Origin of the sequence: Desulfovibrio psychrotolerans (genome assembly GCF_013340305.1) — a bacterium.
Taxonomy (GTDB): Bacteria; Desulfobacterota; Desulfovibrionia; order Desulfovibrionales; family Desulfovibrionaceae; genus Halodesulfovibrio; species Halodesulfovibrio psychrotolerans.
The window spans coordinates 640150-663643 of sequence record NZ_BLVP01000008.1 but is presented as its reverse complement, the minus strand read 5'-3'; the positions used below and the strand labels follow the sequence as shown (position 1 = coordinate 663643).

At 56.4% G+C, this 23494-nt stretch carries 34 protein-coding genes; 7 read left to right on the top strand and 27 right to left on the bottom strand.

Annotation, left to right across the window (positions count from 1 at the left end):
- Positions 1-2: 2 nt before the first annotated feature.
- From secY to rpsL, 25 genes are all read right to left on the bottom strand, one after another.
- Positions 3-1319, bottom strand: coding sequence for a preprotein translocase subunit SecY (secY, locus tag HUV26_RS10685; RefSeq protein ID WP_174410082.1), 1317 nt, complete (start codon positions 1317-1319; stop codon positions 3-5).
- A 7-nt stretch (positions 1320-1326) separates the two neighbouring features.
- The gene (gene rplO, locus HUV26_RS10680) at positions 1327-1776 is read right to left on the bottom strand and encodes a 50S ribosomal protein L15 (RefSeq protein WP_174410081.1); all 450 of its coding nucleotides are present in this window, start codon (positions 1774-1776) and stop codon (positions 1327-1329) included.
- Positions 1776-1946, bottom strand: a complete 171-nt coding sequence (gene rpmD / locus HUV26_RS10675; RefSeq protein ID WP_174410080.1) for a 50S ribosomal protein L30 — start codon at positions 1944-1946, stop codon at positions 1776-1778. Before rpmD ends, rplO begins: the two co-directional genes overlap by 1 nt.
- 11 nt (positions 1947-1957) lie before the next feature.
- Positions 1958-2449 carry a 30S ribosomal protein S5 gene (rpsE, locus tag HUV26_RS10670; protein WP_174410079.1) on the bottom strand — a complete coding sequence of 164 codons (492 nt, stop codon included), beginning with the start codon at positions 2447-2449 and terminating at the stop codon, positions 1958-1960.
- A gap of 19 nt (positions 2450-2468) precedes the next feature.
- Positions 2469-2825, bottom strand: coding sequence for a 50S ribosomal protein L18 (gene rplR, locus HUV26_RS10665; RefSeq protein ID WP_174410078.1), 357 nt, complete (start codon positions 2823-2825; stop codon positions 2469-2471).
- 14 nt (positions 2826-2839) lie between these two features.
- Positions 2840-3376: a 50S ribosomal protein L6 gene (gene rplF / locus HUV26_RS10660; protein WP_174410077.1), complete on the bottom strand. Its 537-nt coding sequence runs from the start codon at positions 3374-3376 to the stop codon at positions 2840-2842.
- Positions 3377-3387: 11 nt separating this feature from the next.
- Positions 3388-3768 carry a 30S ribosomal protein S8 gene (rpsH, locus tag HUV26_RS10655; protein ID WP_174410076.1) on the bottom strand — a complete coding sequence of 127 codons (381 nt, stop codon included), beginning with the start codon at positions 3766-3768 and terminating at the stop codon, positions 3388-3390.
- A gap of 18 nt (positions 3769-3786) precedes the next feature.
- Positions 3787-3972, bottom strand: coding sequence for a type Z 30S ribosomal protein S14 (locus tag HUV26_RS10650; protein ID WP_174410075.1), 186 nt, complete (start codon positions 3970-3972; stop codon positions 3787-3789).
- A 12-nt stretch (positions 3973-3984) separates the two neighbouring features.
- Positions 3985-4524, bottom strand: a complete 540-nt coding sequence (gene rplE, locus HUV26_RS10645) for a 50S ribosomal protein L5 (protein WP_174410074.1) — start codon at positions 4522-4524, stop codon at positions 3985-3987.
- A 12-nt stretch (positions 4525-4536) separates the two neighbouring features.
- Positions 4537-4860, bottom strand: a complete 324-nt coding sequence (rplX, locus tag HUV26_RS10640) for a 50S ribosomal protein L24 (protein WP_174410073.1) — start codon at positions 4858-4860, stop codon at positions 4537-4539.
- Positions 4861-4869: 9 nt separating this feature from the next.
- On the bottom strand, positions 4870-5238 hold the full coding sequence (rplN, locus tag HUV26_RS10635; protein ID WP_174410072.1) for a 50S ribosomal protein L14: 369 nt from the start codon (positions 5236-5238) through the stop codon (positions 4870-4872).
- A gap of 9 nt (positions 5239-5247) precedes the next feature.
- On the bottom strand, positions 5248-5514 hold the full coding sequence (rpsQ, locus tag HUV26_RS10630) for a 30S ribosomal protein S17 (RefSeq protein WP_174410071.1): 267 nt from the start codon (positions 5512-5514) through the stop codon (positions 5248-5250).
- 1 nt (position 5515) lies between these two features.
- A complete protein-coding gene (rpmC, locus tag HUV26_RS10625) occupies positions 5516-5704 on the bottom strand; it encodes a 50S ribosomal protein L29 (RefSeq protein WP_174410070.1) in 189 nt (62 codons plus the stop codon).
- Positions 5705-6118, bottom strand: a complete 414-nt coding sequence (gene rplP / locus HUV26_RS10620) for a 50S ribosomal protein L16 (RefSeq protein WP_174410069.1) — start codon at positions 6116-6118, stop codon at positions 5705-5707.
- On the bottom strand, positions 6118-6759 hold the full coding sequence (gene rpsC, locus HUV26_RS10615; RefSeq protein ID WP_174410068.1) for a 30S ribosomal protein S3: 642 nt from the start codon (positions 6757-6759) through the stop codon (positions 6118-6120). The genes rplP and rpsC overlap by 1 nt, the downstream gene beginning before the upstream one ends.
- Before the next feature lie 9 nt (positions 6760-6768).
- Positions 6769-7101: a 50S ribosomal protein L22 gene (rplV, locus tag HUV26_RS10610; protein WP_174410067.1), complete on the bottom strand. Its 333-nt coding sequence runs from the start codon at positions 7099-7101 to the stop codon at positions 6769-6771.
- A gap of 13 nt (positions 7102-7114) precedes the next feature.
- On the bottom strand, positions 7115-7396 hold the full coding sequence (gene rpsS, locus HUV26_RS10605) for a 30S ribosomal protein S19 (RefSeq protein WP_174410066.1): 282 nt from the start codon (positions 7394-7396) through the stop codon (positions 7115-7117).
- Positions 7397-7405: 9 nt separating this feature from the next.
- Positions 7406-8236 (bottom strand): 50S ribosomal protein L2, encoded by an 831-nt coding sequence (rplB, locus tag HUV26_RS10600; RefSeq protein ID WP_174410065.1) that lies wholly within the window; start codon positions 8234-8236, stop codon positions 7406-7408.
- Between the two features lie 3 nt (positions 8237-8239).
- Complete coding sequence (gene rplW / locus HUV26_RS10595; protein WP_174410064.1) at positions 8240-8530, bottom strand: 50S ribosomal protein L23; 291 nt, start codon at positions 8528-8530, stop codon at positions 8240-8242.
- A gap of 12 nt (positions 8531-8542) precedes the next feature.
- Entirely contained in the window at positions 8543-9163 is a 621-nt protein-coding gene (rplD, locus tag HUV26_RS10590; RefSeq protein ID WP_174410063.1) for a 50S ribosomal protein L4, read from the bottom strand.
- Positions 9164-9175: 12 nt separating this feature from the next.
- On the bottom strand, positions 9176-9805 hold the full coding sequence (rplC, locus tag HUV26_RS10585) for a 50S ribosomal protein L3 (RefSeq protein WP_174410062.1): 630 nt from the start codon (positions 9803-9805) through the stop codon (positions 9176-9178).
- 12 nt (positions 9806-9817) lie between these two features.
- Complete coding sequence (gene rpsJ / locus HUV26_RS10580) at positions 9818-10135, bottom strand: 30S ribosomal protein S10 (protein ID WP_007521013.1); 318 nt, start codon at positions 10133-10135, stop codon at positions 9818-9820.
- Positions 10136-10839: 704 nt separating this feature from the next.
- The gene (gene fusA / locus HUV26_RS10575) at positions 10840-12915 is read right to left on the bottom strand and encodes an elongation factor G (protein WP_174410061.1); all 2076 of its coding nucleotides are present in this window, start codon (positions 12913-12915) and stop codon (positions 10840-10842) included.
- A 15-nt stretch (positions 12916-12930) separates the two neighbouring features.
- Positions 12931-13401 carry a 30S ribosomal protein S7 gene (gene rpsG, locus HUV26_RS10570; protein WP_174410060.1) on the bottom strand — a complete coding sequence of 157 codons (471 nt, stop codon included), beginning with the start codon at positions 13399-13401 and terminating at the stop codon, positions 12931-12933.
- An 18-nt stretch (positions 13402-13419) separates the two neighbouring features.
- Positions 13420-13791, bottom strand: coding sequence for a 30S ribosomal protein S12 (gene rpsL / locus HUV26_RS10565; RefSeq protein ID WP_174410059.1), 372 nt, complete (start codon positions 13789-13791; stop codon positions 13420-13422).
- Positions 13792-14485: 694 nt separating this feature from the next.
- Here rpsL and sat point away from each other — a divergent pair.
- Positions 14486-15763 (top strand): sulfate adenylyltransferase, encoded by a 1278-nt coding sequence (gene sat, locus HUV26_RS10560; protein WP_174410058.1) that lies wholly within the window; start codon positions 14486-14488, stop codon positions 15761-15763.
- A gap of 127 nt (positions 15764-15890) precedes the next feature.
- Here sat and HUV26_RS10555 read toward each other — a convergent pair whose 3' ends face one another.
- Both HUV26_RS10555 and HUV26_RS10550 read right to left on the bottom strand, forming a co-directional pair.
- Complete coding sequence (locus HUV26_RS10555; protein WP_174410057.1) at positions 15891-16742, bottom strand: response regulator; 852 nt, start codon at positions 16740-16742, stop codon at positions 15891-15893.
- 4 nt (positions 16743-16746) lie between these two features.
- Positions 16747-17478, bottom strand: a complete 732-nt coding sequence (locus tag HUV26_RS10550) for a M48 family metallopeptidase (RefSeq protein ID WP_174410056.1) — start codon at positions 17476-17478, stop codon at positions 16747-16749.
- Positions 17479-17644: 166 nt separating this feature from the next.
- Between HUV26_RS10550 and HUV26_RS10545 the strand changes: the two genes are divergently transcribed.
- The 6 genes from HUV26_RS10545 (at position 17645) to dsrO (ending at position 23492) form a co-directional block, all read left to right on the top strand.
- On the top strand, positions 17645-18646 hold the full coding sequence (locus HUV26_RS10545; RefSeq protein ID WP_174410055.1) for a hypothetical protein: 1002 nt from the start codon (positions 17645-17647) through the stop codon (positions 18644-18646).
- A gap of 500 nt (positions 18647-19146) precedes the next feature.
- Entirely contained in the window at positions 19147-19686 is a 540-nt protein-coding gene (locus tag HUV26_RS10540) for an RsbRD N-terminal domain-containing protein (RefSeq protein ID WP_174410054.1), read from the top strand.
- A 19-nt stretch (positions 19687-19705) separates the two neighbouring features.
- Positions 19706-20713, top strand: a complete 1008-nt coding sequence (gene dsrM / locus HUV26_RS10535; RefSeq protein ID WP_174410053.1) for a sulfate reduction electron transfer complex DsrMKJOP subunit DsrM — start codon at positions 19706-19708, stop codon at positions 20711-20713.
- Positions 20714-20722: 9 nt separating this feature from the next.
- On the top strand, positions 20723-22333 hold the full coding sequence (dsrK, locus tag HUV26_RS10530) for a sulfate reduction electron transfer complex DsrMKJOP subunit DsrK (protein WP_174410052.1): 1611 nt from the start codon (positions 20723-20725) through the stop codon (positions 22331-22333).
- Positions 22334-22335: 2 nt separating this feature from the next.
- Complete coding sequence (gene dsrJ, locus HUV26_RS10525) at positions 22336-22716, top strand: sulfate reduction electron transfer complex DsrMKJOP subunit DsrJ (protein ID WP_174410051.1); 381 nt, start codon at positions 22336-22338, stop codon at positions 22714-22716.
- Complete coding sequence (gene dsrO / locus HUV26_RS10520) at positions 22716-23492, top strand: sulfate reduction electron transfer complex DsrMKJOP subunit DsrO (protein WP_174410050.1); 777 nt, start codon at positions 22716-22718, stop codon at positions 23490-23492. Before dsrJ ends, dsrO begins: the two co-directional genes overlap by 1 nt.
- Positions 23493-23494: the final 2 nt, after the last annotated feature.

Sequence of the window (23494 nt, the reverse complement as noted above, 5' to 3'; positions counted from 1 at the left end):
GCCTACTTCCTGACCTTACCCTTGGACCGATTCATCAGTCCTTCGTATTGGCGGGAAATCATGTGCGATTCAACCTGAGACATAAAGTCCATGGCCACGCCTACAACGATAAGCAAACTTGTGCCTCCGAAGTAAAACGGGACATTCAGGTTGGCAATAAGCAACATGGGAAGTACGCAGATTGCGGCGATATAGAAGGAGCCCCACAGCGTAATGCGGCTGAGCACCCTGTCTATGTACTCCCTGGTCTTTCCGCCGGGGCGGATACCGGGGATAAATCCTCCGGCGTTCTTCAGATTCTCCGCAATATCCTTGGGGTCAAAGATAATGGCGGTGTAGAAGAAGCAGAAGAAGATGATCAGTGCCACAAAGAGCACATTGTACAGCAAGGAGTTCGGCGAGAACAACGCGGTAATCTGCTGCAGTATCTCCGACCCCTGCGCAAAAGAGCCGATGGTCGCGGGGAACATCAGCAGGCTGGAGGCGAAGATGGGCGGAATGACACCGGCGGTGTTAATCCGCAACGGCAGATGCGTGGTCTGACCGCCAAACATTTTGCGACCCATCTGCCGCTTGGCATAATGGATGGGTATGCGACGCTGCCCACGCTCCATGAACACGATGAACACCAGAACTGCCGCCATAAACGCAAGGATGAGCAGTCCGACAAAGACGGAAAGCTCGCCAGCGCCGATGAGGCTGAAGGAGTTCATAATCGCGCCGGGCAACCCGGCAACGATACCCGCAAAGATGATAAGGGAAATTCCGTTCCCAATGCCCTTTGCGGTTATCTGCTCACCAATCCACATGATGAACACGGTTCCGGCAGTAAGCGTGAGGATAGTGATGAGACGGAAGCCCCACCCGGCACTCAACACGATTGGGGCACCCGTGGGGCTGGTCATACTCTCCAGACCCACGGCAATGCCGAACCCCTGCACAACGGTGATAAGCACCGTCGCATAGCGGGTCCACTGCGTAATCTTTTTACGCCCGGCAGCCCCCTCCTCCTTGGCAATCCGCTTCAGGTCGGGCGAAACCACCTGAAGAAGCTGCATGATAATGGAGGCGGAGATGTAAGGCATAATTCCGAGGGCGAAAATCGAAAGGGTTCGAAGTCCGCCCCCGGAAAACATGTCGAGCATGCCGAACAGGGTGTTTTCGACGCTGGCGAAGAATTCGGACAGTGATGCGGTATCCACACCCGGCACCGGCACATGGATGCCGAGGCGGTAAACGGCAAGCAACAGGAAGGTCCACAACAACTTCTTCTTCAGTTCTGGCATTCTGGCCAGGTTCTCAACACCACTGAGCGCCACGTTTTACCTACCCTTCAAGCGCCTTGGCTTCGCCACCGGCGTTTTGGATTTTCTCAATGGCGGACGCACTGAACTTGTGCGCCTCCACCTTCAGGGCCACGGAAATGTCTCCACGGCCGAGAACCTTGACGGCAGCACCGTTCGTTGCCAGACCGCTGGCGTAGATGTCTTCCAGAGACACTTCTGCCTTGCCGGCAAACACTTCCACCAACCGATCAAGATTGACCACGTCGTAGTCGTTCCTGAAGAGGTAGTTGGAGAAGCCGCGCTTGGGCAGGCGACGCTGCAGGGGCATCTGGCCGCCTTCAAAACCGGGGCGTACACCGCCGCCGGCGCGGGCGTTCTGGCCTTTATGGCCCTTACATGCCGTCTTGCCCATACCGGAGCCGGAGCCGCGGCCCACGCGCTTGCGGGACTTGCGTTCTTCAGCAAAGGGATAGAGTTCGTGAAGCTGCATTACTCCGTGACCTCCACCAGATGGGAAACCTTGGCAATATTGCCACGCACGGCGGCATTGTCCTCAAACTGCTTTTCCTGACGGATCCGCTTCAGCCCAAGCGCATCAAGAACCTTGCGCTGCTTGGGGGTGGTGCAGATCCGGCTGCGTACAAGCGTAACCTTAATCATGGTCGTAACCCTTACTTCCTGGGAGCTTCCAGCTTCTTGCCGCGCAGCTCGCTCACGTGCTCGGCGCTGCGCAGGGAGGTCAGACCGGCCATGGCGGCGCGCAGTACGTTGTGGGGGTTGTTGGTGCCGATGGCCTTTGCAAGCACGTCATGTACACCAACAGCTTCCATCACGGCGCGCACGGCACCGCCGGCGATGATGCCGGTACCCTTGGAAGCAGGCTTGAGCAGCACGCGGCCAGCGCCGAACGCACCAAGCACTTCATACGGCAGAGTGCCGTCAACCAAGGGAATGTCAACCATGTCCTTCTTCGCGCGCTCAGTGGCCTTGCGGAGGGCTTCCGGCACTTCCTGGGCCTTGCCCAGTCCGAAACCTACAGCACCCTTACCATCCCCAACGACTACAAGGGCGCTGAAGCTGAAACGACGGCCGCCTTTCACAACCTTTGCAACGCGGTTGAGAGAGACAATCTTTTCTATATAGCCGAGTTCGTTCTGTTCCATGCCAATAACCTACTACCTGTTAGAAATCCAGGCCAGCTTCACGGGCGGCTTCGGCTATGGCCTTAATGCTTCCGTGATAGATGTAGCCGTTGCGGTCGAACACCACGCGGTCAATGTTCTTTTCCTTGGCAAGGCGGGCAATCTCGGTGCCGACCTTTCCGGCACCGGCGATGTTTGCCTTAAGGGCCTCGCCGCTCTTGCCAAGATTCAGGGTGGAGGCGGCGGCAAGCGTCGCACCTACCTGATCATCCACCAACTGGGCGTATATGTGCAGGTTAGACCTGAAGACGACCAGACGCGGACGCTCCGCAGAGCCGGAGACTTTTTTACGGATGCGAACCTTGCGGCGCAACCTTTTATCGTTCTTGGACTTCATTTGTCTATACCTGCCTATTTACCCGCAGACTTGCCGGACTTGCGACGAATCTGCTCGTTTTCGTACTTGATGCCCTTGCCCTTGTACGGTTCAGGCTGACGCACGCGACGCAGGGAGGCGGCAAATTCGCCAACCATCTGCTTGTCTGCGCCGGAAACGGTCAGCTTGTTCCCTTCGGCCTTCGCTTCGAGCCCGGCGGGAAGCTGCATGTTCACGGGATGGGAATACCCGACGGCAAGTTCGATTACGTTACCCTTCACGGCTACCTTGAAACCAACCCCGATGACTTCCATGGTCTTGGAAAAACCCTTGGATACGCCTTCGATGCAGTTCGCAAGCAGTGTGCGACGCAGGCCGTGCTGTGCACTTGCCTGGCGGCTGTCATTCTTGCGGGTGATCACGACTTGGCCATCGGCCAATTCGTAGTTCAGGCACGCTTCGACAGGGGTGGTAAGGCTTCCCTTGGGACCTTTTACCTCAACAACGTCCGCACCGATCTTCACTTCAACGCCGGAAGGGATCGGGATAGGCTGTTTTCCGATTCGAGACATGACTGCACCTGCTACCAGATTTCACAAAGAAGTTCGCCGCCGGTATTGGCGTCCTTAGCGGCGCCACCTTCGAGCAAACCGCGGGAGGTGGACAGGATGCAGATTCCAAGGCCGTTCTGAACCTTGGGAATATCCTGAGCACCGACGTAGACACGACGACCGGGCTTGGAGATCTTCTTAAGACCGGCAATAACCGGCTTGCCCTTAAGATACTTGAGGGCGATCTTGATCTCACGTTCAGCTACCGAATAGTCTTCCACGTAACCTTCTGCCTTGAGGATGAGGGCAATAGCTTCCTTCATCTTCGAGCGCGGCACACTCACTTCCTGGTGCAGGGCCAAGTGTGCGTTGCGGATACGCGTAAGCATATCTGCAATAGGATCAGTCAGCATGTAATTCTCCTTGTGACTTTACCAGCTCGACTTACGAACACCGGGCAGTTCGCCACGCAGGGACATGTTGCGGAAGCAGATACGGCAGATGCCGAACTTACGCATGTATGCGCGGGGACGCCCGCAAATGGGACAACGGTTGTACGCGCGTGCACTGAACTTAGGCTTGCGCGTTGCTTTAACTTCAAGCGATGTACGGGACACAGCTGTTCCTCCTTACTTCTTGAAGGGCATGCCCAGCTGATCCAGCAGGAACTTGCCTTCTTTGTCAGTGGTCGCAGTGGTTACGATGGTAATGTTCATACCCTTCGGGTTGTCCACGCGGTCCACTTCAAGTTCGGGGAAAATGGTGTGTTCCTTGATACCGAGGGTAAAGTTCCCACGGCCATCAAAGCCACGATCCGGAATCCCGCGGAAGTCACGGACTCGGGGCAGCGCGAAGTTTACCAGCTTGTCAAGAAAATCCCACATCATGTCCTTGCGAAGCGTCACCCGGCAGCCGATAGGCATGCCTTCACGCAGCTTGAACGCGGCGATGGACTTCTTGGCACGGGTGACTACGGCCTTCTGCCCGGCAATGACGGTGAGTTCCTTAACGGCTTCTTCAAGAAGCTTGTTATTGGTGCTCGCCTCGCCAAGACCGATGTTCAGTGAGATCTTTTCCAGCCCGGGAACCTGCATGGAGCTCTTGTACTGGAACTCCTTCTGCAGGGCCGGCACCACAGTTTCATTATAGATCTTTTGCAGACGGTTCATCGTCTTTTCACCCTACCCAATGATTTCGTTGCACTTTTTGCAGAAGCGGACTTTTTTGCCGTCTTCGGTGTAACGGTAGCCAATCTTGGTAGGATTGGCGCATGCGTCACACATGACCATCACGTTGGATACGTGTATGGGCGTTTCTTTTTCGACAATTCCGCCGGGCTGTTGCTGGTAAGGGTTGGCCTTGGTGTGGCGCTTAACCATGTTCACCTGCTCGACAAGTACACGATCCTTCTTACGAAGCACCTTGAGCACCTTGCCGATCTTGCCCTTATCCTTACCGGAGACAACCATAACCTTGTCGTCTTTGTGTACACGATACTGTTTCATGGTCATCTCCTACAGAACCTCGGGTGCGAGGGATACAATCTTCATGAACCCCTTGCCACGCAGTTCACGGGCAACAGGTCCGAAGATGCGGGTTCCAACGGGCTCGCCTTGCTTGGAAAGCACAACGGCGGCATTGGAATCGAACTTGATGTAGGAGCCATCGGCACGACGAATTTCTTTCTTCGTGCGTACGATAACAGCCTTCATCACATCCCCTTTCTTTACCTTTGCATGAGGCATAGCCTCTTTCACGGAGACAACGATGATATCGCCCACCGAGGCATAACGGCGATGTGAACCGCCGAGTACCTTGATGCAGGCAACCTTCTTGGCACCGGAATTGTCGGCTACTTCAAGAGTAGATTCTACCTGGATCATCGTAAACCCCTAAACGGCTTTTTCCAAAATGGATACCAGATGCCAGCGCTTGTTGCGGCTCAGCGGGCGAAACTCCACGATCTTCACCTTGTCACCCATGCCACACTCATTGTTGGGGTCGTGGGCGGTGAACTTCTTCCTGCGGCGGATATACTTCTTCAGCAGAGGATGCTTGACCAGCGTTTCAACGCGAACAACAATGGTCTTGTCGTTCTTGTCGCTTACAACAGTGCCGACGAGCGTTCTGCCGTTATGCTTTACAATAGCTTCGGACATACTACGCTCCCTTTTCCTTCAGGATAGTCAGTATACGCGCAATGTTGCGCTTGGTTTCCGGGAGGCTGGCAGTGCTCTTCAGCTGTGCAGTCGCATGCTTGAAGCGCAGGTCAAACAGTTCCTTGCGCGATTCTTCAAGCTTGGTCTTCAGCTCTTCGGCACTGAGCTTTCTCAATTCTTCAGAGTTCATTTATACCCCCTCCTTCACGACGATAGCGGTCTTGATGGGGAGCTTATAGGCGGCACGGGAAAGTGCCTCCTTGGCAAGTTCAATGTCAACACCCTTGATTTCGTACAGAATACGACCGGGCTTCACCGGGGCAAACCACCCGCAGGGAGCGCCCTTACCCTTACCCTGACGAACTTCAAGAGGCTTACTGGTCTTAACACGGTCGGGGAAGACACGAATCCAGACCTTGCCGCCACGCTTGATGTGACGGATCATGGCGATACGGGCTGCTTCAATCTGCTGATTGGAGAGCTTGCCATGTTCCAGAGCCTTCAGGCCAACATCACCGAAAGCCACGCTGTTGCCGCGAAGAGCCTTGCCCTTCAGGCGACCCGTCTGGTGCTTGCGGAATTTCGATCTCTTGGGCATCAGCATTACTGCGTTACCTCACTGTCAAGGATTTCACCTTTGAAGATCCAGACCTTGACGCCGATGATGCCGTACGTGGTGGTTGCTTCGGCAAAGCCGTAGTCGATATCGGCACGCAAAGTCTGCAGCGGCACGCGACCTTCGCGGTACCACTCGCTGCGGGCGATTTCGGCTCCGGCCAGACGACCGGCACAACCGACCTTAATACCTTCCGCGCCGAACTTGCGCGCCATGGAAACGGTGCGCTTCATGGCACGGCGGAAAGCCACGCGGCGTTCCAACTGCTGAGCAATGCTTTCGGCGACCAACTGGGCATCGGTTTCAGGGCGACGAATCTCGTTGACTTCGATGGAAAACTCGCGACCGAACTTCTTGCGCAGGTCGGCACGCAGCTTTTCAATCTCAACACCCTTACGACCAATGACTATACCGGGACGAGCGGTGGAAAGAATCAGGCGAACCTTACCACCGGCGCGTTCGAGTTCAATGTTGGCAATACCGGCGTGGAACAGAGCCTTCTTCACGTATTTGCGAATCTTGTCGTCTTCGTAAACGAAGGCAGGGTATTCCTTGTTGCTGAACCACCGGGACTTCCAATTCTTGTTGTACCCGAGCCGGAACCCGAACGGATGTACTTTCTGACCCATAACTGTATCCTATTTAGCTTCAAGAATTACAGTGATGTGGCTGGTACGCTTCTTCACGCTTGTGGCGCGGCCCTGTGCTCGGGGAAGAAAACGTTTCCAGGTGGGGCCTTCGTTAACGATAACCTGCTTGACCACCATCGCGTCCACATCAACGCCGGGCATCTGCTCTGCGTTTGCCACTGCGGAATGAAGCACCTTATAGATGATTCCGGCAGCCTTCTGCGGGGTGAGTTTCAGGATGTTCAGCGCGTCTTCCACAGGCAGTCCGTTTACATTACGGGCCACCAGGCGCGTCTTACGCGGAGAAACGCGGATAAACTTTGCAGTAGCTTGGGCTTGCATAATACTCACCTACCTATCGCTTGGCCTTGCTCTTCTTGTCGGCGGCATGGCCGTAGTAGGTACGTGTGGGAGAAAACTCACCCACTTTGTGCCCTACCATGTTTTCAGTAACGAAAACAGGAATGAACTTCTTGCCGTTATGTACCGCGAAGGTAAGGCCCACCATTTCAGGAAGGATGGTGGAACGGCGGGACCATGTCTTAATGACGCGGCGGTCGCCGGATTCCTGTGCCTTCTCGACCTTCTTCATCAGATGGTCGTCCACGAAGGGACCTTTTTTAAGAGACCTTGGCATATTCTACTCCTACTTCTGACCGCGACGCTTGATGATAAGCTTGGAAGAAGCCTTCTTCTTGTCGCGGGTCTTGTAGCCCTTGGTGGGAATACCCCAAGGGGTAACCGGATGACGACCACCGGAACTGCGGCCTTCACCACCACCAAGGGGATGGTCAACCGGGTTCATGGCTACGCCGCGAACCTTGGGACGACGACCGAGCCAACGGTTGCGCCCTGCCTTGCCCAGAGAGATGTTCTCATGGTTCACGTTGCCTACCTGCCCCACGGTTGCGATGCAGGAAAGCAGAACCTTACGAACTTCGCCGGAGGGCATACGCAGCAGTGCGTACTTGCCTTCCTTTGCAATGAGCTGGGCATAGGAACCAGCGGCGCGGCAGAACTGACCGCCACGGCCGGGTGCCAGCTCAATGTTGTGGATGACGGTACCCACAGGAATCTTACCCATCGGCAACGCGTTGCCGGGCTTGATGTCCACGGTATCACCGGCTTCCACCTTATCGCCCTGCTGGATGCCCAGCGGAGCCAGTATGTAACGCTTTTCGCCGTCTGCATAATGCAGCAGGGCGATGCGTGCGGTACGGTTGGGGTCGTATTCAATGTGGGCCACGGTAGCCGGAATACCCACCTTGTCACGCTTGAAGTCGACGATACGGTACAGGCGTTTGTGCCCGCCGCCACGGCGACGCATGGTGACACGACCATAGCTGTTACGGCCTGCCTTACTGGTAAGGCCGACAGTAAGAGACTTCTCAGGGGTGCTGCGCGTTACTTCCTCAAAGTCGGAGACGGTCTGGAAGCGACGACCCGGAGAAGTAGGCTTAAGCTTGCGAACTGCCATTGCTTACACTCCCTCGAAGAAATCGATTTTTTCTCCGGGTGCCAGCGTCACATACGCCTTCTTGTACCCGGATATCTGGCCGACGGTGCGTCCCTGTCGTACACGAGCCTGAGGGCTGTGCTTCACCACGTTAACGCCTGCAACCTTTACATTGTAGGCTTCTTCAACTGCCTTCTTTATCTCAATCTTGTTCGCGCGGGGATCGACAAAGAACGTCACCTGCTCGTCGGCTTCCTTCAGGAAGGTCGCCTTTTCAGAGATAAGAGGCTTGATAAGGATCTGTGTGTAGTTCATATCATAACCCTCTTACTTCAGTCGTTCCTGAACGGGTTCCACGGCGCTCTCCAGCAGCACGAGCTGCTTATGGCGAAGCACGTCATAGACGTTCAGCTGTTCGACGTTCTGCACGGTAATGCCGGGCAGGTTGCGAGCAGAAAGCGTGAGCTTTTCATCCGCACCGTTGGCGATGATCAGTGTCTTGCCCAAACCGAGCTTGCTCACCACATCGGCCATGAGCTTGGTCTTTACTTCGGGCAGGTCAATGCTCTTCACCACCATCAGCGATTCGGCAGCAAGGCGGGAAGAAAGGGCCATGCGCATGGCAAGGCGGCGCACTTTCTTGTTCACCTTGAAGCTGTAGTCGCGGGGCTGCGGTCCGAAAATGATGGCACCGCCACGCCAGATGGGCGAACGTGAGGAGCCGGAACGGGCACGACCGGTACCCTTCTGACGCCAAGGCTTGGCGCCACCGCCGCTTACGTCGGCGCGGGTCTTTACGGCATGGGTGCCTGCACGCATGGCGGCACGATGTGCACGAACCACAAGGTTCAGTATTTCCGGCTTTACCTCGACCTCGAACACTTCGGGAGCCAAGGTGATGTCACCGGCTTCCGTTTTGTTCTGATCGTATACTTTTACAACAGCCACTGTAGTACCCCTTTACTGCTTGCGAACCATTACCAGACCATTCTTGGGACCGGGAACGGCACCCTTGATCAGGATCAGGTTTTCATCGGCGCGCACAGCGACGACTTCGAGGTTGATGACGGTTGTACGCTCGTCGCCCATGTGGCCTGCCATCTTCTTGCCCTTGATGATCTTGCCGGGCTCGGTGTTGTTACCGATGGAACCGGGGGAACGATGTACCTTCTCGTGACCGTGGCTCGCGGGCATACCGCCGAAGTTCCAACGCTTCATGACGCCCTGGAACCCCTTACCTATGGAGGTGCCGGTAACCTTCACCTTGTCGCCGGGAGTAAAAATCCCAACGGTGACGGCCTGGCCCACTTCAAGCTCGGGGGCGTTTTCAAGGCGGATTTCGCGAGTGTTGCGGTACAAGCCTGCGCTTGCCTTTTCAAAATGGCCGCGCATTGGCTTGGAAACGTGCTTTTCCTTGGCTACACCAAAGGCAATCTGCACGGCGTTATATCCATCAGAGGCCGCATCCTTGACTTGGATGACGGGGCAGGGGCCAGCTTCGATGACGGTACAGGCTACTGCCGAACCATCATTCACGAAGATGCGCGTCATGCCCAACTTGCGGCCCAGGATTCCCATATTCTCAGCCATGACTACCTCTCGCTAGAGTTTGATTTCTACGTCCACGCCAGCGGGCAGACTCAGCTTACCAAGTGCGTCCACGGTCTGCTGGGTGGGCTCAAGGATATCCATGAGCCGCTTGTGAATGCGCATTTCGAACTGTTCGCGAGACTTCTTGTCTACGTGAACGGAACGGTTGACCGTGTACTTGTGGATGTTGGTGGGGAGGGGGATAGGCCCCGCAACCCCAGCGCCCGTGTTGCGCGCCGTATCTACGATTTCAGCCACAGCCTTGTCCAGGATGCGGTAATCGTAAGCTTTCAGCTTGATCCTGATACGATCACTGCTAACAGTCGTCATAGTTTATTACTCCATGATTCGGGAAACAGTACCCTTGCCTCTGGGCGTTCCGTGAGGTGGAACGCTCCCTGCCTTTCAGGCGATAGGCAGTAAATTCCTCACAAACGATGGCTGCTCGCCGGACTCACGCCCGCGTGTAACGGTCGCGCGCGCCTTGGCTTTGCTGGCCTTGCGGTCCGACGAAAACGAGGGTGGCCACGACTTCGCTTGCGAAATCATGCGTTCTTTTGAGGAGGATGGAGAGAGGATGGTGGGAGTTGACGCGGACCTTGTTTCCAGCCCGGCAACACCTTTTGTACTTCCCTCCGCCTTTCGCGAAGAACGCCCACGTTGTCGCCAGCCTGGTCCGGAAAGTATTCTTCCGGACAGGTGGTCCAACAGGCTTCCTAAATGCAGGTGCATACGCACCTTCTTGTTGTATGTGCGCCTCCCGTGAGCAAGCTCGCGGATCGGCACGACATTCATGCAGCATTTAGTAACGCCTGCAAATGTCAAACAACAGCAGGACAGACTCGATCTGCCCTTTGTTCCTCCCAGGGTAAGGAGGAGACTACTGACGAACGGGATCCGTCCGTGCAGCGAAGGAGATGTATACAGCCGCCCGGATTGGGCGTCAAGTCGAAAACGTGATTTTTTGCCGACTTTCAAAAAAAAACCCGGCATCCTGATCGGATGCCGGGTCGAGGGTCTGCTTAATCGGGCAACTAGGCGTTCTTGGCCTTGATGCCTTCTGCGATGGATACAGGAACCGGCTCGTAATGGTCAAACTGCATGGTGAAGGTAGCCCGGCCCTGCGTCTTGGAACGCAGGTCAGTGGCATAGCCGAACATTTCGCTCAGCGGAACCATGCAGCTCACCACCTGGGCGCCTGCACGGCCTTCCATACCCTGCACCCGGCCACGACGACCGTTCAGGTCACCCATCACATCGCCGAGATACTCGTCGGGGGTGACAACTTCAACAGACATGATGGGTTCCAGAATCTGGGGACCGGCCTTACGCATAGCTTCCTTCACTGCCATAGAACCGGCAATGTAGAAGGCCTGCTCGGAAGAGTCCACATCATGGTAGGAACCGAACACAAGCTTCACCTTTACGTCCACAGTGGGGAATCCGGCGGAAACGCCGCTCTTGAGCGCTTCCTGAATGCCCTTGTCGACAGCCGGGATGTATTCCTTGGGAATAACACCGCCGCTGATGGCATTGACGAACTCGTAGCCCTTTTCGGGGTTCGGCTCCACTTCAATGACAACATGGCCGTACTGCCCGCGACCACCGGACTGCTTGGCATACTTGTGGTCTTCCTTGGCTGCCTTGGTGATGGTTTCGCGGTACGCAACCTGGGGCTTGCCCACGTTGGCGTTCACGCTGAACTCACGGGTAAGGCGGTCCACGATGATTTCAAGATGCAGCTCGCCCATACCGGCGATAAGGGTCTGCCCGGTTTCATCGTCACCCTTCACGCGGAAGGACGGGTCTTCCTTGGCAAGCTTTGCAAGAGCTGCAGAAAGCGCATCGCGGTCTGCCTTGGTCTTGGGCTCAATGGCCACTTCGATAACCGGCTCGGGGATATCAAGCGATTCCAGACGCACAGGGCGATCCACGGAACACGCCGTATCACCGGTGGAAACGTTCTTCATACCCACCACGGCCACGATATCGCCTGCGCCTGCCCACTTGATTTCCTCACGCTTGTTAGCGTGCATCTTCAGCAGACGGCCCACGCGTTCCTTCTTGCCGGTGTTGGCGTTCAGGATGGTCATGCCGGATTCGATGAAGCCGGAATAGATGCGCACAAAGGAGAGATGGCCGATATAGGGGTCGGACATAAGCTTGAATACCAGCGCGGCCAGTGGTTCGCTGTCCTTGCAAGGGCATTCGTACTTCACATCTTCCTTGTCGGGGTCGGTACCCACCATGGCCGCAATGTCCACAGGGCTGGGCAGAAAGTCGATAACCGCATCCAGCAGGGGCTGAACGCCCATGTTACGGAATGCGGAACCGCACAGTACAGGCACGATGGTACGGCGTATGGTGGCAAGACGCACAGCGCTCTTAATTTCCGCTACGGAGAGTTCCTCTCCGCCGAGGTATTTTTCGAGCAGTGCTTCGTCTTCTTCCGCCACGGCTTCGATCATCTCAAAGCGCTTTTCATCAAACATGTCCTGCATGTCAGCCGGAACAGGCTTGATTTCAAACTCGGCACCCTTGGATGCCTTATCATAATAGATAGCATGGCCCTCAATGAGATCCACGATACCTTCATAATGGTCTTCGGAACCTATGGGCAACTGCAGCGGAATGGGCTTAGCGCCAAGGCGGTCCTTGATCATGGATACGCAACGCCAGAAGTTGGCGCCGATGCGGTCCATCTTGTTCACAAAGCATATGCGCGGCACGCCGTAGCGGTCGGCCTGACGCCACACCGTTTCGGACTGCGGCTCAACGCCGGCAACAGAGTCGAACACACACACGGCACCATCAAGCACGCGCAGGGAACGTTCCACTTCCATAGTGAAGTCCACGTGCCCGGGGGTGTCGATGATGTTGACACGGTGCTCATTCCAGAAACAGGTGGTCGCGGCGGAAGTAATGGTGATGCCACGCTCCTGCTCCTGCTCCATCCAGTCCATGGTGGCCTGACCGTCGTGCACTTCGCCCAGCTTATGGGACACGCCAGTGTAGAACAGGATTCGTTCCGTGGTCGTCGTCTTGCCGGCATCAATGTGGGCCATGATGCCGATGTTCCTCTGCATGGGAATAGCTACTTTTCTTGCCACGCTACTTCTCCAGCACTACCAGCGGTAATGAGCGAAAGCCTTGTTGGCTTCGGCCATACGGTGGGTGTCTTCTTTCTTCTTCACGGCACCGCCGCGGTTGTTGAAGGCGTCCAGCAGCTCGGCGGAAAGGCGGTTTACCATGCCCTGCTCGCCGCGACCACGGGAATAGGTGATCAGCCAGCGGATGGACAGGGAAACCTGCCGGTCAGAACGCACTTCCAGCGGCACCTGATAGGTAGCGCCGCCTACGCGGCGGGACTTGACTTCCAGATGCGGCTTTACGTTCTCTACTGCGCGCTCGAAAGCGCGGATAGCGTCCTCGCCGGTTTTGTCGGCGAGCACTTCGAGAGCCTTATAGAAAATCTTTTCGGCCGTTCCCTTCTTGCCGTCATACATAAGACGGTTGACGAAACGGGCAGCAAGGCGGCTGCCGTATACCGGATCGGGCAGAATTTCACGCTTGGGGATGGGACCTTTACGAGGCATAGTATCTTACTCCAATGTCTACTTGGGCCGCTTGGCACCGTACTTGGAACGACCCTGACGGCGATCGCTTACGCCGGAGGTGTCGAGGGTACCGCGAACGATGTGGTAGCGGACACCGGGAAGGTCTTTCACGCGGCCGCCACGGATCATTACAACAGAATGCTCCTGAAGGTTGTGACCTTCACCGGGAATATAAGCGGTAACTTCCATGCCGTTGGTGAGGCGCACACGGGCAACCTTACGAAGAGCGGAGTTGGGCTTCTTGGGGGTGGTGGTGTACACGCGGGTACAAACACCGCGGCGCTGCGGGCAGGCCTGAAGAGCGGGAGTCTTTCTCCGCTTGGCCACAGCCTTGCGCTCTTTGCGAATGAGCTGGTTAATAGTGGGCATTTTTCCTCCGTAGGAAAGTATCAAAGTCTTGCGCTCAGTTAAGACGCACGGCAATACGCCTCCGCCGACATCATGTCAAGCAAAGCCGTATCCACGCTCCACTCCCCGGCCAGCATGTCCGGGGCGGGCCATGTCCTGCGTCACTCCAAACGGGGACATCGATGCAGCCCAGCAGCCCGCTTGGCATCGAAAATCAGACCCGTGAAAATGCAACAGAATCCATTAAGCCTTTTTCAAAACCTGTTCAAGCATTTTTTACACACACCGGCAGAATATCATCGTTGAACACAAACCGTCACCGGTTTGCGATTTTTCTCACATGCCCGCAAACACCATGCACCGCAAGCATAGCACCCTCGCCGCAGATCCTATTACACCCGCTTTGGCAACGGCATGCATCAAACTCAGCCAATTCAAGAAAACACTTGACAAACACTCACCTCAGCAACTCACTGTTTTTACTGCTAATAAAAAGCAAAGTTTTTGCACTTGACTTTTTGTCTATTTTTTCACAAGACCTTTCACACGTGGCAAGAACTACGGTGAAGAGGCCCCAAGCCGGTGCAGTCACAACCGGAAGGCTACCTGACCAGTTCTGCCCCTAAGATTTTCCTTATGGCATTTACGGATTTGCGTGCTCACACTGCACTGAATCCCACGGGAAACAACTCATTATATTTCGGAGGAAGGAATTATGTCCAAGCTGGTCCCCCCGCATGGTGGAAAAGGCCTCGTATGCTGCCTTCTTGAAGGTGCCGAACGTGAAGCTGAACTGAAGAAGGCCGCTGGCCTGAAGCAGCTTGAAATCACCGCCCGCGCCAAGGGCGACCTTATCATGATGGGCATCGGCGGCTTCTCTCCGCTGAATGGCTTCATGGGCAAGGCCGACTGGAAGGGCGTATGCGAAAAATTCACCATGGCTGACGGCACTTTCTGGCCCGTGCCCGTTACCCTGGATGCCGACAAGTCCTTTGCCGACACCGTTGCCGTGGGCGAAGAAATCGCTCTCGTGCGCAAGGGCGAAGTGTTCGCCACCATGAAGGTCACCGAAAAGTTCGAAATGACCGAAGCCGACAAGAAGTGGGAATGCGAGAAGGTCTTCAAGGGCGAAGGCGCTGACTCTGCTGACGATAAGTTCTGGGCCGTTGCTCTGGAAGACCATCCCGGCGTTCAGATGGTTATGGCTCAGAAGGAAGTTAACCTTGCCGGTCCCGTTAAGGTTCTTTCCGAAGGCGAATACCCCGCAGAATACAAGGGCGTTTACCTGCGTCCCGCAGAAGTGCGCGCCATGTTCGAAGAGCGCGGCTGGGCCAACGTTGCCGCTCTGCAGCTGCGTAACCCCATGCACCGTTCGCATGAGTTCCTCGCCAAGATCGCCATCGAAGTATGTGACGGCGTGCTGATCCACTCCCTGATCGGCAACCTGAAGGCTGGCGACATTCCCGCAGACGTTCGCGTGAAGGCCATTGACTGCCTCGTTGAGCACTACTTCGTGAAGGCCAACGTCATTCAGGCCGGCTACCCCCTCGACATGCGTTATGCCGGCCCCCGCGAAGGCCTGCTGCACGCCACCTTCCGCCAGAACTATGGCGTGAACAACATGCTCATCGGCCGTGACCACGCCGGTGTGGGTGACTTCTACGGCCTGTTCGAAGCACAGACCATTTTCGACAAGATCCCCACTCCTGCCGATCCCGGCAAGGCTCTGCTCTGCAAGCCCATGAAGATTGACTGGACCTTCTACTGCTACAAGTGCGACGGCATGGCTTCCCTGCGTACCTGCCCGCACACCAAGGAAGACCGCGTCATCCTCTCCGGCACCAAGCTGCGTAAGGCTCTGTCCGAAAACCAGCCTATCGTTGACCACTTCGGCCGCGACGAAGTTCTCGACATCCTCCGCGCTTACTACGAAGGCCTCACCGAGAAGGTCGCCGTTAAGATGCAGGGTGCCGCTTCCGGCGCAGCCATGTAATCACGGCTTACGCCGCTGATTGACTGCCTGTAATTGAAAGAGGGGGAGACGCAATGCGTCTCCCCCTCATCATTATATATACCACCTTTTCGGCAACTGATTGTCCTGCCGCCGCAGGCAGCTCCGACTACCGCCAGGACCGGGCAAAATCAGCCAGTTCATCCAGCGCAGCAACAAGACCGGCAACCGCATCCTGCAAGGCAGGGGCATCATCATTCCGCCCTGCCGCCTCCTCCACAAGACCGGCATACCCATTGGCACGGAAAGCACCCACGGCTGCACACTCCCCCTTTATCCTGTGAGCACTCCCGACAAGAGCGCTGATCGCACCTTGCTCATACAGCCGGAGCACCTCCTCCCGGTAATGCTTCAGAACATCACTCACCGCACCCAGCAGGCTTCCGTACTCATCCCGCGAGATTCCCATCTCCCGCATGATCGCTTCCACATCACATACCGCGCCTGATTTGTCTGATGTGCCTGAAGTGCCCGATGTTTCTGAAGCTCCAAGCGGAACGTCACCAACAGGGCCGTCCACGGTGTCCTGACCGCCGGAAAGCCCGGCCATCTGCCGCAGCACCCGCTCCAACGCCGATCGCGTAAGGGGCTTGCCAAGAACGTCTTCAAATCCTGCCTGCAGACAGGCATCGTGCACAGCATCCTTACGACTTGCGGTACAGGCCAGCAAAAAAACCTTGGACCGCTGGGCGCGCATACGCCGGGCCACTGCATAGCCATCCATATCCGGCAGAGAAAGATCCATGATCACCATATCAAACTCACGAAGCCGAAAGGCATCCAACGCCGCTTTGCCGCTATCCGTCCACTCGGTATCGGCACCCGCCCGCCTAAGCACGCACAGTGCTGCCTGTGCGCTCAGCCTGCTGTCTTCCACAAGCAGCACGGACATACCCGCCAAGGGCGTTTCCGTAAGACAGTCGCCCCCTCTCACACCGGAACAGATAGTTGATACGGTCATGCCGCTACTCCGCAGGAACAAACGCCCAACGCGGCACAAAATCTCCCGCGTCTCGCAGTTCCCGATCCAGCCTCCCCGCTCCGGGCATGAGCGATTCAAGATGTGCCCAGAATGCGGGAGAGTGGTTGTGGTACACCCGGTGCGCCAGTTCGTGCGCGCAGACATAACGCGCTAACTCTTCCGGCAGAAACAACAGGCGTGCATTCAGATTGATGCTGCCCGCCGCAGAACAGCTTCCCCACCGCGAACGCTGAAGGCGTATGTGCACGGCCTGCACGGAAATGCGATACTCTTTGGCCAGCGAGAGCAACATAGGCACCAGAACATGCCTCGCTCTGTGGCGCAGCCAGTCGCGCAGCACCGCATGAACACGCGCAGCGTCATACCGCCCGCATAATTCCAGAATATCGTCCTTCTCCCGCACAGAAAAAGGCCGCACGGAAAAAGCGTACACAACGCGCACAGTCTTTCCTGCAGCTCGCAGCATGACCGTATCCGGCAACTCCGGTTCGGATTCCATGCGATTCATGCGCGGCATGAGCCTGCGTGCAACCCGGGCAATCCATGCCCGCTTACCGTCTACAATTTCCGGCACCCTGCTCGTATCAAACCCGGCAGGCACCACAACGACAAGTCCGCCAAGGGCGGAGAACTTCAACGTCACCCTACGGGCACGGGCACTCTCGGCAATAGCGTACGGGATAGATTCTTCCGCTGAAAGATGGAAACAATGCATTCGTCAATCCACAAGAAGGTTTGTCCGCCTCTTTACCCTGAAAGGGATACACAGTACAGTACCGCCGAGCGTCTTCTTGTTTTGCGAAACAACCGCCAATAGTTAGCTTAAGAAAAGCGCCGCCTGCCGTCATGCGTTGCGGCCTTTCGCCCTTTGGAGCCTGAGCATGTTTGAAATTTCGCGCCGCAACGCCCCCGTATGGCCCGCGGTTTTCATCGCCCTTGCCGGATTGGCGTTCTCGTTGACCAATGCACTGGGCAAGGCAGATGCCCTGTGCGTTACCAGCGGCTGCGATCTTTTTAATGAAGCCATGACGTATAAGGGATACTCCCTCTGGTGGGCCGGTGTCGCTTTTTTCAGCATCGTTCTGCTGCCCTGTCTTCTGGGCAGACGCTCCATTGCTCTGGCCATTGCCGGCTTCGGCCTGCTGGCAGACACACTGCTCCTGCTGTTCATGGCTTTTACCGTTCCTTGCCTGCCCTGCCTCGGTGTTGCCGTTTTTATGGCCCTGCTCTTCACCGTGCTCCACCGTGCCCAGTATTCACGCAACCGCACAATGAGCATACTCATGCTGGCGTGGCTCATCGCGCTCTGCCCCAACCTGTTCGCAACAACCAGCGAACTCATGGGAACATGGAAGATACACGGCCCGGAACGGGCGGACATACGGGTCTTCTTCTCCCCCAGTTGTCCGGTATGCGTCATGGCTGTAGAAGCCCTTGCCAAGGACCCCGCAGCAGCCATCGCCTTCTATCCCGTGGCCGAAAAAGAGTCGGACCGGGCATCGCTGGCAGCGATGGAAGAATCCCTTGCCAAGGGCACATCCTTTCTGGTGGCCTTCCGACGCGGCACCCGCGACCCCGATGCACTAACCTCCCCCGCAGGCTGGCCCGACCTGTTCATGCGCTGGAAGATATTCCGTAACAAGGCACACCTGCACGCCATGGGAGTAGATACCATTCCGGCCATCCTCACCAACGGGGTATCCGGCAACCTGCTGAACGCGCTCACCGCTCCGTCTCCGGTTCCGGCGGCAATCCCCAAGCCTGCGGAACGGCCCGCAACAGACGCCCCAGGAGCAGAGCAACTGCTCCCCGGGCTTGATGCGTTTTCCGGATGCGGCCAATCCGCCCCGGAACCCTGCGACGAGCCCGAAGCGCGCCCCTGACAAAGACATTCTTCTTATAATTCAGCATCATGCAAAATACTGTTTGGGCGCTCAGAATCCGGTGAAATTGTTGACGTTTTCCCGTTTTCGGACTATGTGAAAAAAATCATTTTTCTTGGCTTTCCGAACGGGGGGTCTGCAATGGTACAACCCGCATGCGATTACTATGCGATTTCATTTGGACAATGCCCTGAAAACACATTATAGGGTGTTCCGCTGCCAATGCTCTGAGAGCAGGCCCGGTGCGCCTTGCGGGTTGACTGAGCGATAGGATGTGACAAATCGGTCGCATGCGTTGGCTGCACTGCACAATTCAGGCGATCATCATGTTCATCCTTCGCGGGAACCGGACAGGAGTGATCGCAGGAAGGACTGACAGGAGTTTGCCAGCGCCGCCTCAGAAAGGGGATTATCCGCCGACTCCGCCGACCGGAACCGGTGGCAAGGCCATTGCTGCAGGATTTAAGTTGCTCCAAACTCACTAACCGAAGATACACATAATGAACATTCTGGAAAGTTTGCAGGAACATCGCGAAGCCATCATTAAAGAATGGGTAGAAACCATCTTCGGCACCTACCCCTTCGACACCGTAGGCTTTCTGCGCAGCCAGTCCAATGCCTTTTCCAACCCCGTGGGCGCAAAGACTCGCAAAGCGGCCACTACCATCGTAAACGCCCTGCTGGAAAGCGACATGGACTCGGAAGCCATAGCTCCTGCCATAGACGAGCTTATCCGCGTACGCGCCATCCAAAAATTTCAGGCCGATGCCGCCATGTCCATCCTCTTCTTCCTGAAGACCATATTGCGCCGGCACGCCAAACCTTCCCTCACCTCCACAGCTGCCTACCAGCGGCTTCTGGAAATCGAATCAAACATAGACTCTATGGCCCTGCTCGGCTTCCGGGTATATTCCGAATGCCGCGACAAGGTACAGCAAATGCGCGTGGACGAATTCAAGCGCCAGCACTCCCAGCTCTTACGTAGAGCTGAGCGTATATTGGAAAAACCGGTTGGGGAACCGGATAACGAAAACCGATAGCCTAGCAGCGAGGTACGGAATGATTATTTCACTTCTCGCGGTCACAGCATTAGGGGTCATTGCCTGGCTGGGAGCCCAATCGGGCTTTCAGATTCTCTTCGGGGCATGGCTTCCCTACACTGCATTGGCCGTCTTCCTGATCGGGTTTGCATGGCGGATCATGGATTGGGCGCGCCGTCCTGTTCCTTTCCGCATCCCGACCACCGGAGGCCAGCAAAAGTCTCTGCCGTGGATCAAGCCCGCACCGCTGGACAACCCGTCCGATTCCAAGGGTGTGGTCATCCGCATGCTTCTGGAAGTGTTGCTGTTCAGATCCCTGTTCAGAAACACAGAGGTCACCATTGAGAACGGCAACCGGGTCGTCTACTGGTCCAGCAAGTTCCTGTGGTTGTTTGCCCTCGCCTTCCATTACTGTTTCCTGGTCATTTTCATCCGTCACTTCCGGTTCTTCCTTGAGCCTGTTCCGTTTGTCATCAGTGCTCTGGAAATTCTGGACGGCATCATGCAGATCGGTGTTCCCCGCCTGTTCATGACGGATGCCCTTGTGGTTCTGGCGGTCCTGTATCTGCTCGGCCGCAGGCTGTTCAACCAGAAGGTGCGCTACATCTCTCTGGCGAACGATTACTTCCCTCTGCTCCTCATCCTCGGGCTGGTGGGCAGCGGCATCATGATGCGCTACTTCACCAAGGTGGACGTGGCTTCCGTCAAGGCTTTCGTCATGAGCCTTGTGACGCTTCAGCCCAACACGGAAATACTGGCCAACATTGGTCCCATGTTCTTCGTCCATCTGTTCTTCCTCTCCGTGCTCCTGATGTACTTCCCCTTCAGCAAGCTCATGCACATGGGCGGGGTATTCATGAGCCCCACGCGTAACCTCCCCAACGACAGCAGAGCCAAGCTCCACGTCAACCCCTGGAACCCGGCCAAGGAATACCGCACATACGAAGAGTATGAAGATGAATTCAGGGATGCAATGTATGAAGCGGGTCTCCCTGTCGTTAAACTGCCGGAAGACGCAGAGGAATAAGGAGCAGCCATGTCCAAACTGCCTACCCCTGAAGAGTTGATTAGCATCAGCTACAATACTCCGGTCGAGTCCTGGATGGACACCAAACCGGAAATTGTCCCTGGCGCCGTGGCTTATCCTGCCAAGCAGGAAACCATGGAAGGCCTGCATATGCCCAATCCGCACACATGGAACCCCTTTGAGGAAGACTGGAATCTTCCTGAAAACTGGGAAGAGATCATCTACAACGGACTGAAGGAACGCCTTGAGAAATACCGCTCCTTCAAGCTGTTCATGGATATCTGTGTGCGCTGTGGAGCCTGCGCCGACAAGTGTCATTACTACATCGGCTCCGGCGACCCCAAAAACATGCCCGTTTTGCGTGCAGAACTGCTCCGCTCCGTCTACCGCAAAGACTTCACCACCGCCGGGAAGATTCTCGGCAAGCTCGCGGGTGCCCGCAAGCTGGACAAGGAAGTCATCAAGGAGTGGTTCTACTACTTCTATCAGTGTACGGAATGCCGCCGCTGCTCGCTCTTCTGCCCCTACGGCATAGACACGGCGGAAGTAACCATGATGGCGCGCGAACTGCTGCACGAACTGGGCCTTGGTCTGCACTGGATCATGGACCCCGTGAGCAACTGCAACCGCACCGGTAACCACCTTGGCATCACCCCCCACGCCTTCAAGGAAATCGTGGAATTCCTGTGTGATGACATCGAAGAAATCACCGGTGTGCGCATTAACCCGCCCTTTAACGAGCCCGGTCACGAAGTGCTGTTCATCACCCCCTCCGGCGATGCCTTCGCCGACCCGGGTATATACACCTTCATGGGCTACCTCATGCTCTTCGAGGAAATCGGGCTGGACTACACCCTGTCCACCTATGCCTCAGAAGGCGGCAACTTCGGCCTCTTCACCTCCGCAAAGGTGATGAAGAAGCTGAACGCCAAGATGTACGCCGAAGCGGAACGCCTTGGCTCCAAGTGGATTCTGGGCGGCGAATGCGGCCATATGTGGCGCGTGATCAACCAGTACATGTCCACCATGAACGGCCCCACTCCCGCCTGCATGGAAACCCCGGTCAGCCCCATCACGGGCACGGTGTTCCACAATGCTGCGGAAACCAAGATGGTGCACATCACCGAGTTCACCGCAGACCTCATCAAGCATGACAAGCTGCGGCTCGATCCTTCCCGCAACGACCATCTCACGGTCACCTTCCACGATTCGTGCAACCCCGCACGGGCCATGGGTCTGCTGGAAGAGCCGCGCGAAGTGCTCAAGGCCGTGTGCAACAACTTCTACGAAATGCCCGAGAACACCATCCGCGAGCAGACCTTCTGCTGCGGCGCGGGTTCCGGTCTGAATACCGACGAGATCATGGAAATCCGCATGCGCGGAGCACTGCCCAGAGGCAACGCCCTGCGCTACGTGCAGGAAAAGCACGGCGTGGACACGCTGGCATGCATCTGCGCCATCGACCGCGCCACCCTGCCCCCGCTGGCAGACTACTGGGCACCCGGCGTATCCGTTTACGGCACGCACGAACTGGTGGCCAACGCGCTGGTCATGAAGGGCGAAAAGAAGCGCACTCTGGATATCCGGCAAAATGACCTGCCCGGGATGGAGGACGAATAACCATGTATAACACCAAATACGTCATCGCCGGACTGGTTGTCTTTCTGGCCCTGTTCACCTCTCCCTTCTGGCTGAACATGGGTAAGGCATCGTACCAGCGTCCGGAACTTGCCCTGCCCGCCGATGCCAAGGAATGCATAGAGCCGGTCGACTACATGCGCGCCGAGCATATGCAGATTCTGGACACATGGCGCGACCAGGCACTGCGCGAAGGCAAGCGCACCTACGTGGCAACCGACGGCAAGGTATGGAATGTCAGCCTGCAGAACACCTGCATGAAATGCCACGCCAACAAGGCCGATTTCTGCGACAAGTGCCATACGACCAATAGCGTGAACGTCTATTGTTGGGATTGCCACGTTGAGCCGAAGGGGAATCAATAATGAAACGTAGCAGAAGACAATTCCTCAAGGTTGCCAGCCTCTCCGTGCTTGGACTGAGCGCGCAGCTTGCCGGTGGTGCCATTGTCAGCGCCGCGGAAGCACCTGCCTACCAGCCCAACGAAGGCGGCCTTAAGGCCGGACGCTGGGCCATGGTAATAGATACCCGCGGATTCGAAACCGCTGCTGACTTTGAGGCGTGCATAAAGGCCTGTCACCAGTACCACAACGTACCGAACATCCCGAACAATCAGGAAGTGAAGTGGCTGTGGACAGACAAGTATGAATACGTGTTCCCGGACGATGTGAACGAGCACCTCTCGGAATCCGTCCGCTCGCGCGATTACTTTGTACTGTGCAACCATTGCGAAAATCCGCCCTGTGTCCGCGTGTGCCCCACCAAGGCTACCTACAAGAAGCCCGACGGCATCGTGACCATGGACTACCACCGCTGCATCGGCTGCCGCTTCTGCATGGCCGGCTGCCCCTACGGCGCACGCTCCTTCAACTTCGCCAACCCCCGCAGGTATCTGGACATGGGGGCCATCAATGCCGAGTATCCCACCCGCATGATGGGCGTTGTTGAAAAGTGCACCTTCTGTGTGGAAAGGCTTGCCAAGGGCCAGCTGCCCTTGTGCGTAGAAGCTTCGGAAGGCAGGATTCTCTTCGGCGACCTTTCCGACCCCGAATCCGAGGTACGGAAGGCACTGGCAGAAAACTTCACCATCCGCCGCAAGCCCTCCCTGGGTACGCAGCCCGGCGTGTACTACATCATTTAGGA

Coding starts and splice junctions, on each gene's coding strand:
- rplF (WP_174410077.1), bottom strand. CDS start 3,376: ATGTCTCGAATCGGAAAACAGCCTATCCCGATCCCTTCCGGCGTTGAA.
- dsrJ (WP_174410051.1), top strand. CDS start 22,336: ATGTATAACACCAAATACGTCATCGCCGGACTGGTTGTCTTTCTGGCC.
- rpsG (WP_174410060.1), bottom strand. CDS start 13,401: ATGCCTCGTAAAGGTCCCATCCCCAAGCGTGAAATTCTGCCCGATCCG.
- rpsE (WP_174410079.1), bottom strand. CDS start 2,449: ATGGAACAGAACGAACTCGGCTATATAGAAAAGATTGTCTCTCTCAAC.
- rplC (WP_174410062.1), bottom strand. CDS start 9,805: ATGGCTGAGAATATGGGAATCCTGGGCCGCAAGTTGGGCATGACGCGC.
- rpsQ (WP_174410071.1), bottom strand. CDS start 5,514: ATGTCCGAAGCTATTGTAAAGCATAACGGCAGAACGCTCGTCGGCACT.
- rplB (WP_174410065.1), bottom strand. CDS start 8,236: ATGGCAGTTCGCAAGCTTAAGCCTACTTCTCCGGGTCGTCGCTTCCAG.
- HUV26_RS10540 (WP_174410054.1), top strand. CDS start 19,147: ATGAACATTCTGGAAAGTTTGCAGGAACATCGCGAAGCCATCATTAAA.
- dsrO (WP_174410050.1), top strand. CDS start 22,716: ATGAAACGTAGCAGAAGACAATTCCTCAAGGTTGCCAGCCTCTCCGTG.
- sat (WP_174410058.1), top strand. CDS start 14,486: ATGTCCAAGCTGGTCCCCCCGCATGGTGGAAAAGGCCTCGTATGCTGC.
- dsrM (WP_174410053.1), top strand. CDS start 19,706: ATGATTATTTCACTTCTCGCGGTCACAGCATTAGGGGTCATTGCCTGG.
- rplE (WP_174410074.1), bottom strand. CDS start 4,524: ATGAACCGTCTGCAAAAGATCTATAATGAAACTGTGGTGCCGGCCCTG.
- HUV26_RS10550 (WP_174410056.1), bottom strand. CDS start 17,478: ATGCATTGTTTCCATCTTTCAGCGGAAGAATCTATCCCGTACGCTATT.
- dsrK (WP_174410052.1), top strand. CDS start 20,723: ATGTCCAAACTGCCTACCCCTGAAGAGTTGATTAGCATCAGCTACAAT.
- rplR (WP_174410078.1), bottom strand. CDS start 2,825: ATGAAGTCCAAGAACGATAAAAGGTTGCGCCGCAAGGTTCGCATCCGT.
- rpsH (WP_174410076.1), bottom strand. CDS start 3,768: ATGCTGACTGATCCTATTGCAGATATGCTTACGCGTATCCGCAACGCA.
- rplV (WP_174410067.1), bottom strand. CDS start 7,101: ATGCAAGCCCAAGCTACTGCAAAGTTTATCCGCGTTTCTCCGCGTAAG.
- rpmD (WP_174410080.1), bottom strand. CDS start 1,946: ATGATTAAGGTTACGCTTGTACGCAGCCGGATCTGCACCACCCCCAAG.
- rplX (WP_174410073.1), bottom strand. CDS start 4,860: ATGAAACAGTATCGTGTACACAAAGACGACAAGGTTATGGTTGTCTCC.
- rplN (WP_174410072.1), bottom strand. CDS start 5,238: ATGATCCAGGTAGAATCTACTCTTGAAGTAGCCGACAATTCCGGTGCC.
- HUV26_RS10555 (WP_174410057.1), bottom strand. CDS start 16,742: ATGACCGTATCAACTATCTGTTCCGGTGTGAGAGGGGGCGACTGTCTT.
- rplW (WP_174410064.1), bottom strand. CDS start 8,530: ATGAACTACACACAGATCCTTATCAAGCCTCTTATCTCTGAAAAGGCG.
- rpsC (WP_174410068.1), bottom strand. CDS start 6,759: ATGGGTCAGAAAGTACATCCGTTCGGGTTCCGGCTCGGGTACAACAAG.
- rpmC (WP_174410070.1), bottom strand. CDS start 5,704: ATGAACTCTGAAGAATTGAGAAAGCTCAGTGCCGAAGAGCTGAAGACC.
- rpsS (WP_174410066.1), bottom strand. CDS start 7,396: ATGCCAAGGTCTCTTAAAAAAGGTCCCTTCGTGGACGACCATCTGATG.
- rpsL (WP_174410059.1), bottom strand. CDS start 13,791: ATGCCCACTATTAACCAGCTCATTCGCAAAGAGCGCAAGGCTGTGGCC.
- HUV26_RS10545 (WP_174410055.1), top strand. CDS start 17,645: ATGTTTGAAATTTCGCGCCGCAACGCCCCCGTATGGCCCGCGGTTTTC.
- rplP (WP_174410069.1), bottom strand. CDS start 6,118: ATGCTGATGCCCAAGAGATCGAAATTCCGCAAGCACCAGACGGGTCGC.
- rpsJ (WP_007521013.1), bottom strand. CDS start 10,135: ATGACGACTGTTAGCAGTGATCGTATCAGGATCAAGCTGAAAGCTTAC.
- rplO (WP_174410081.1), bottom strand. CDS start 1,776: ATGCAGCTTCACGAACTCTATCCCTTTGCTGAAGAACGCAAGTCCCGC.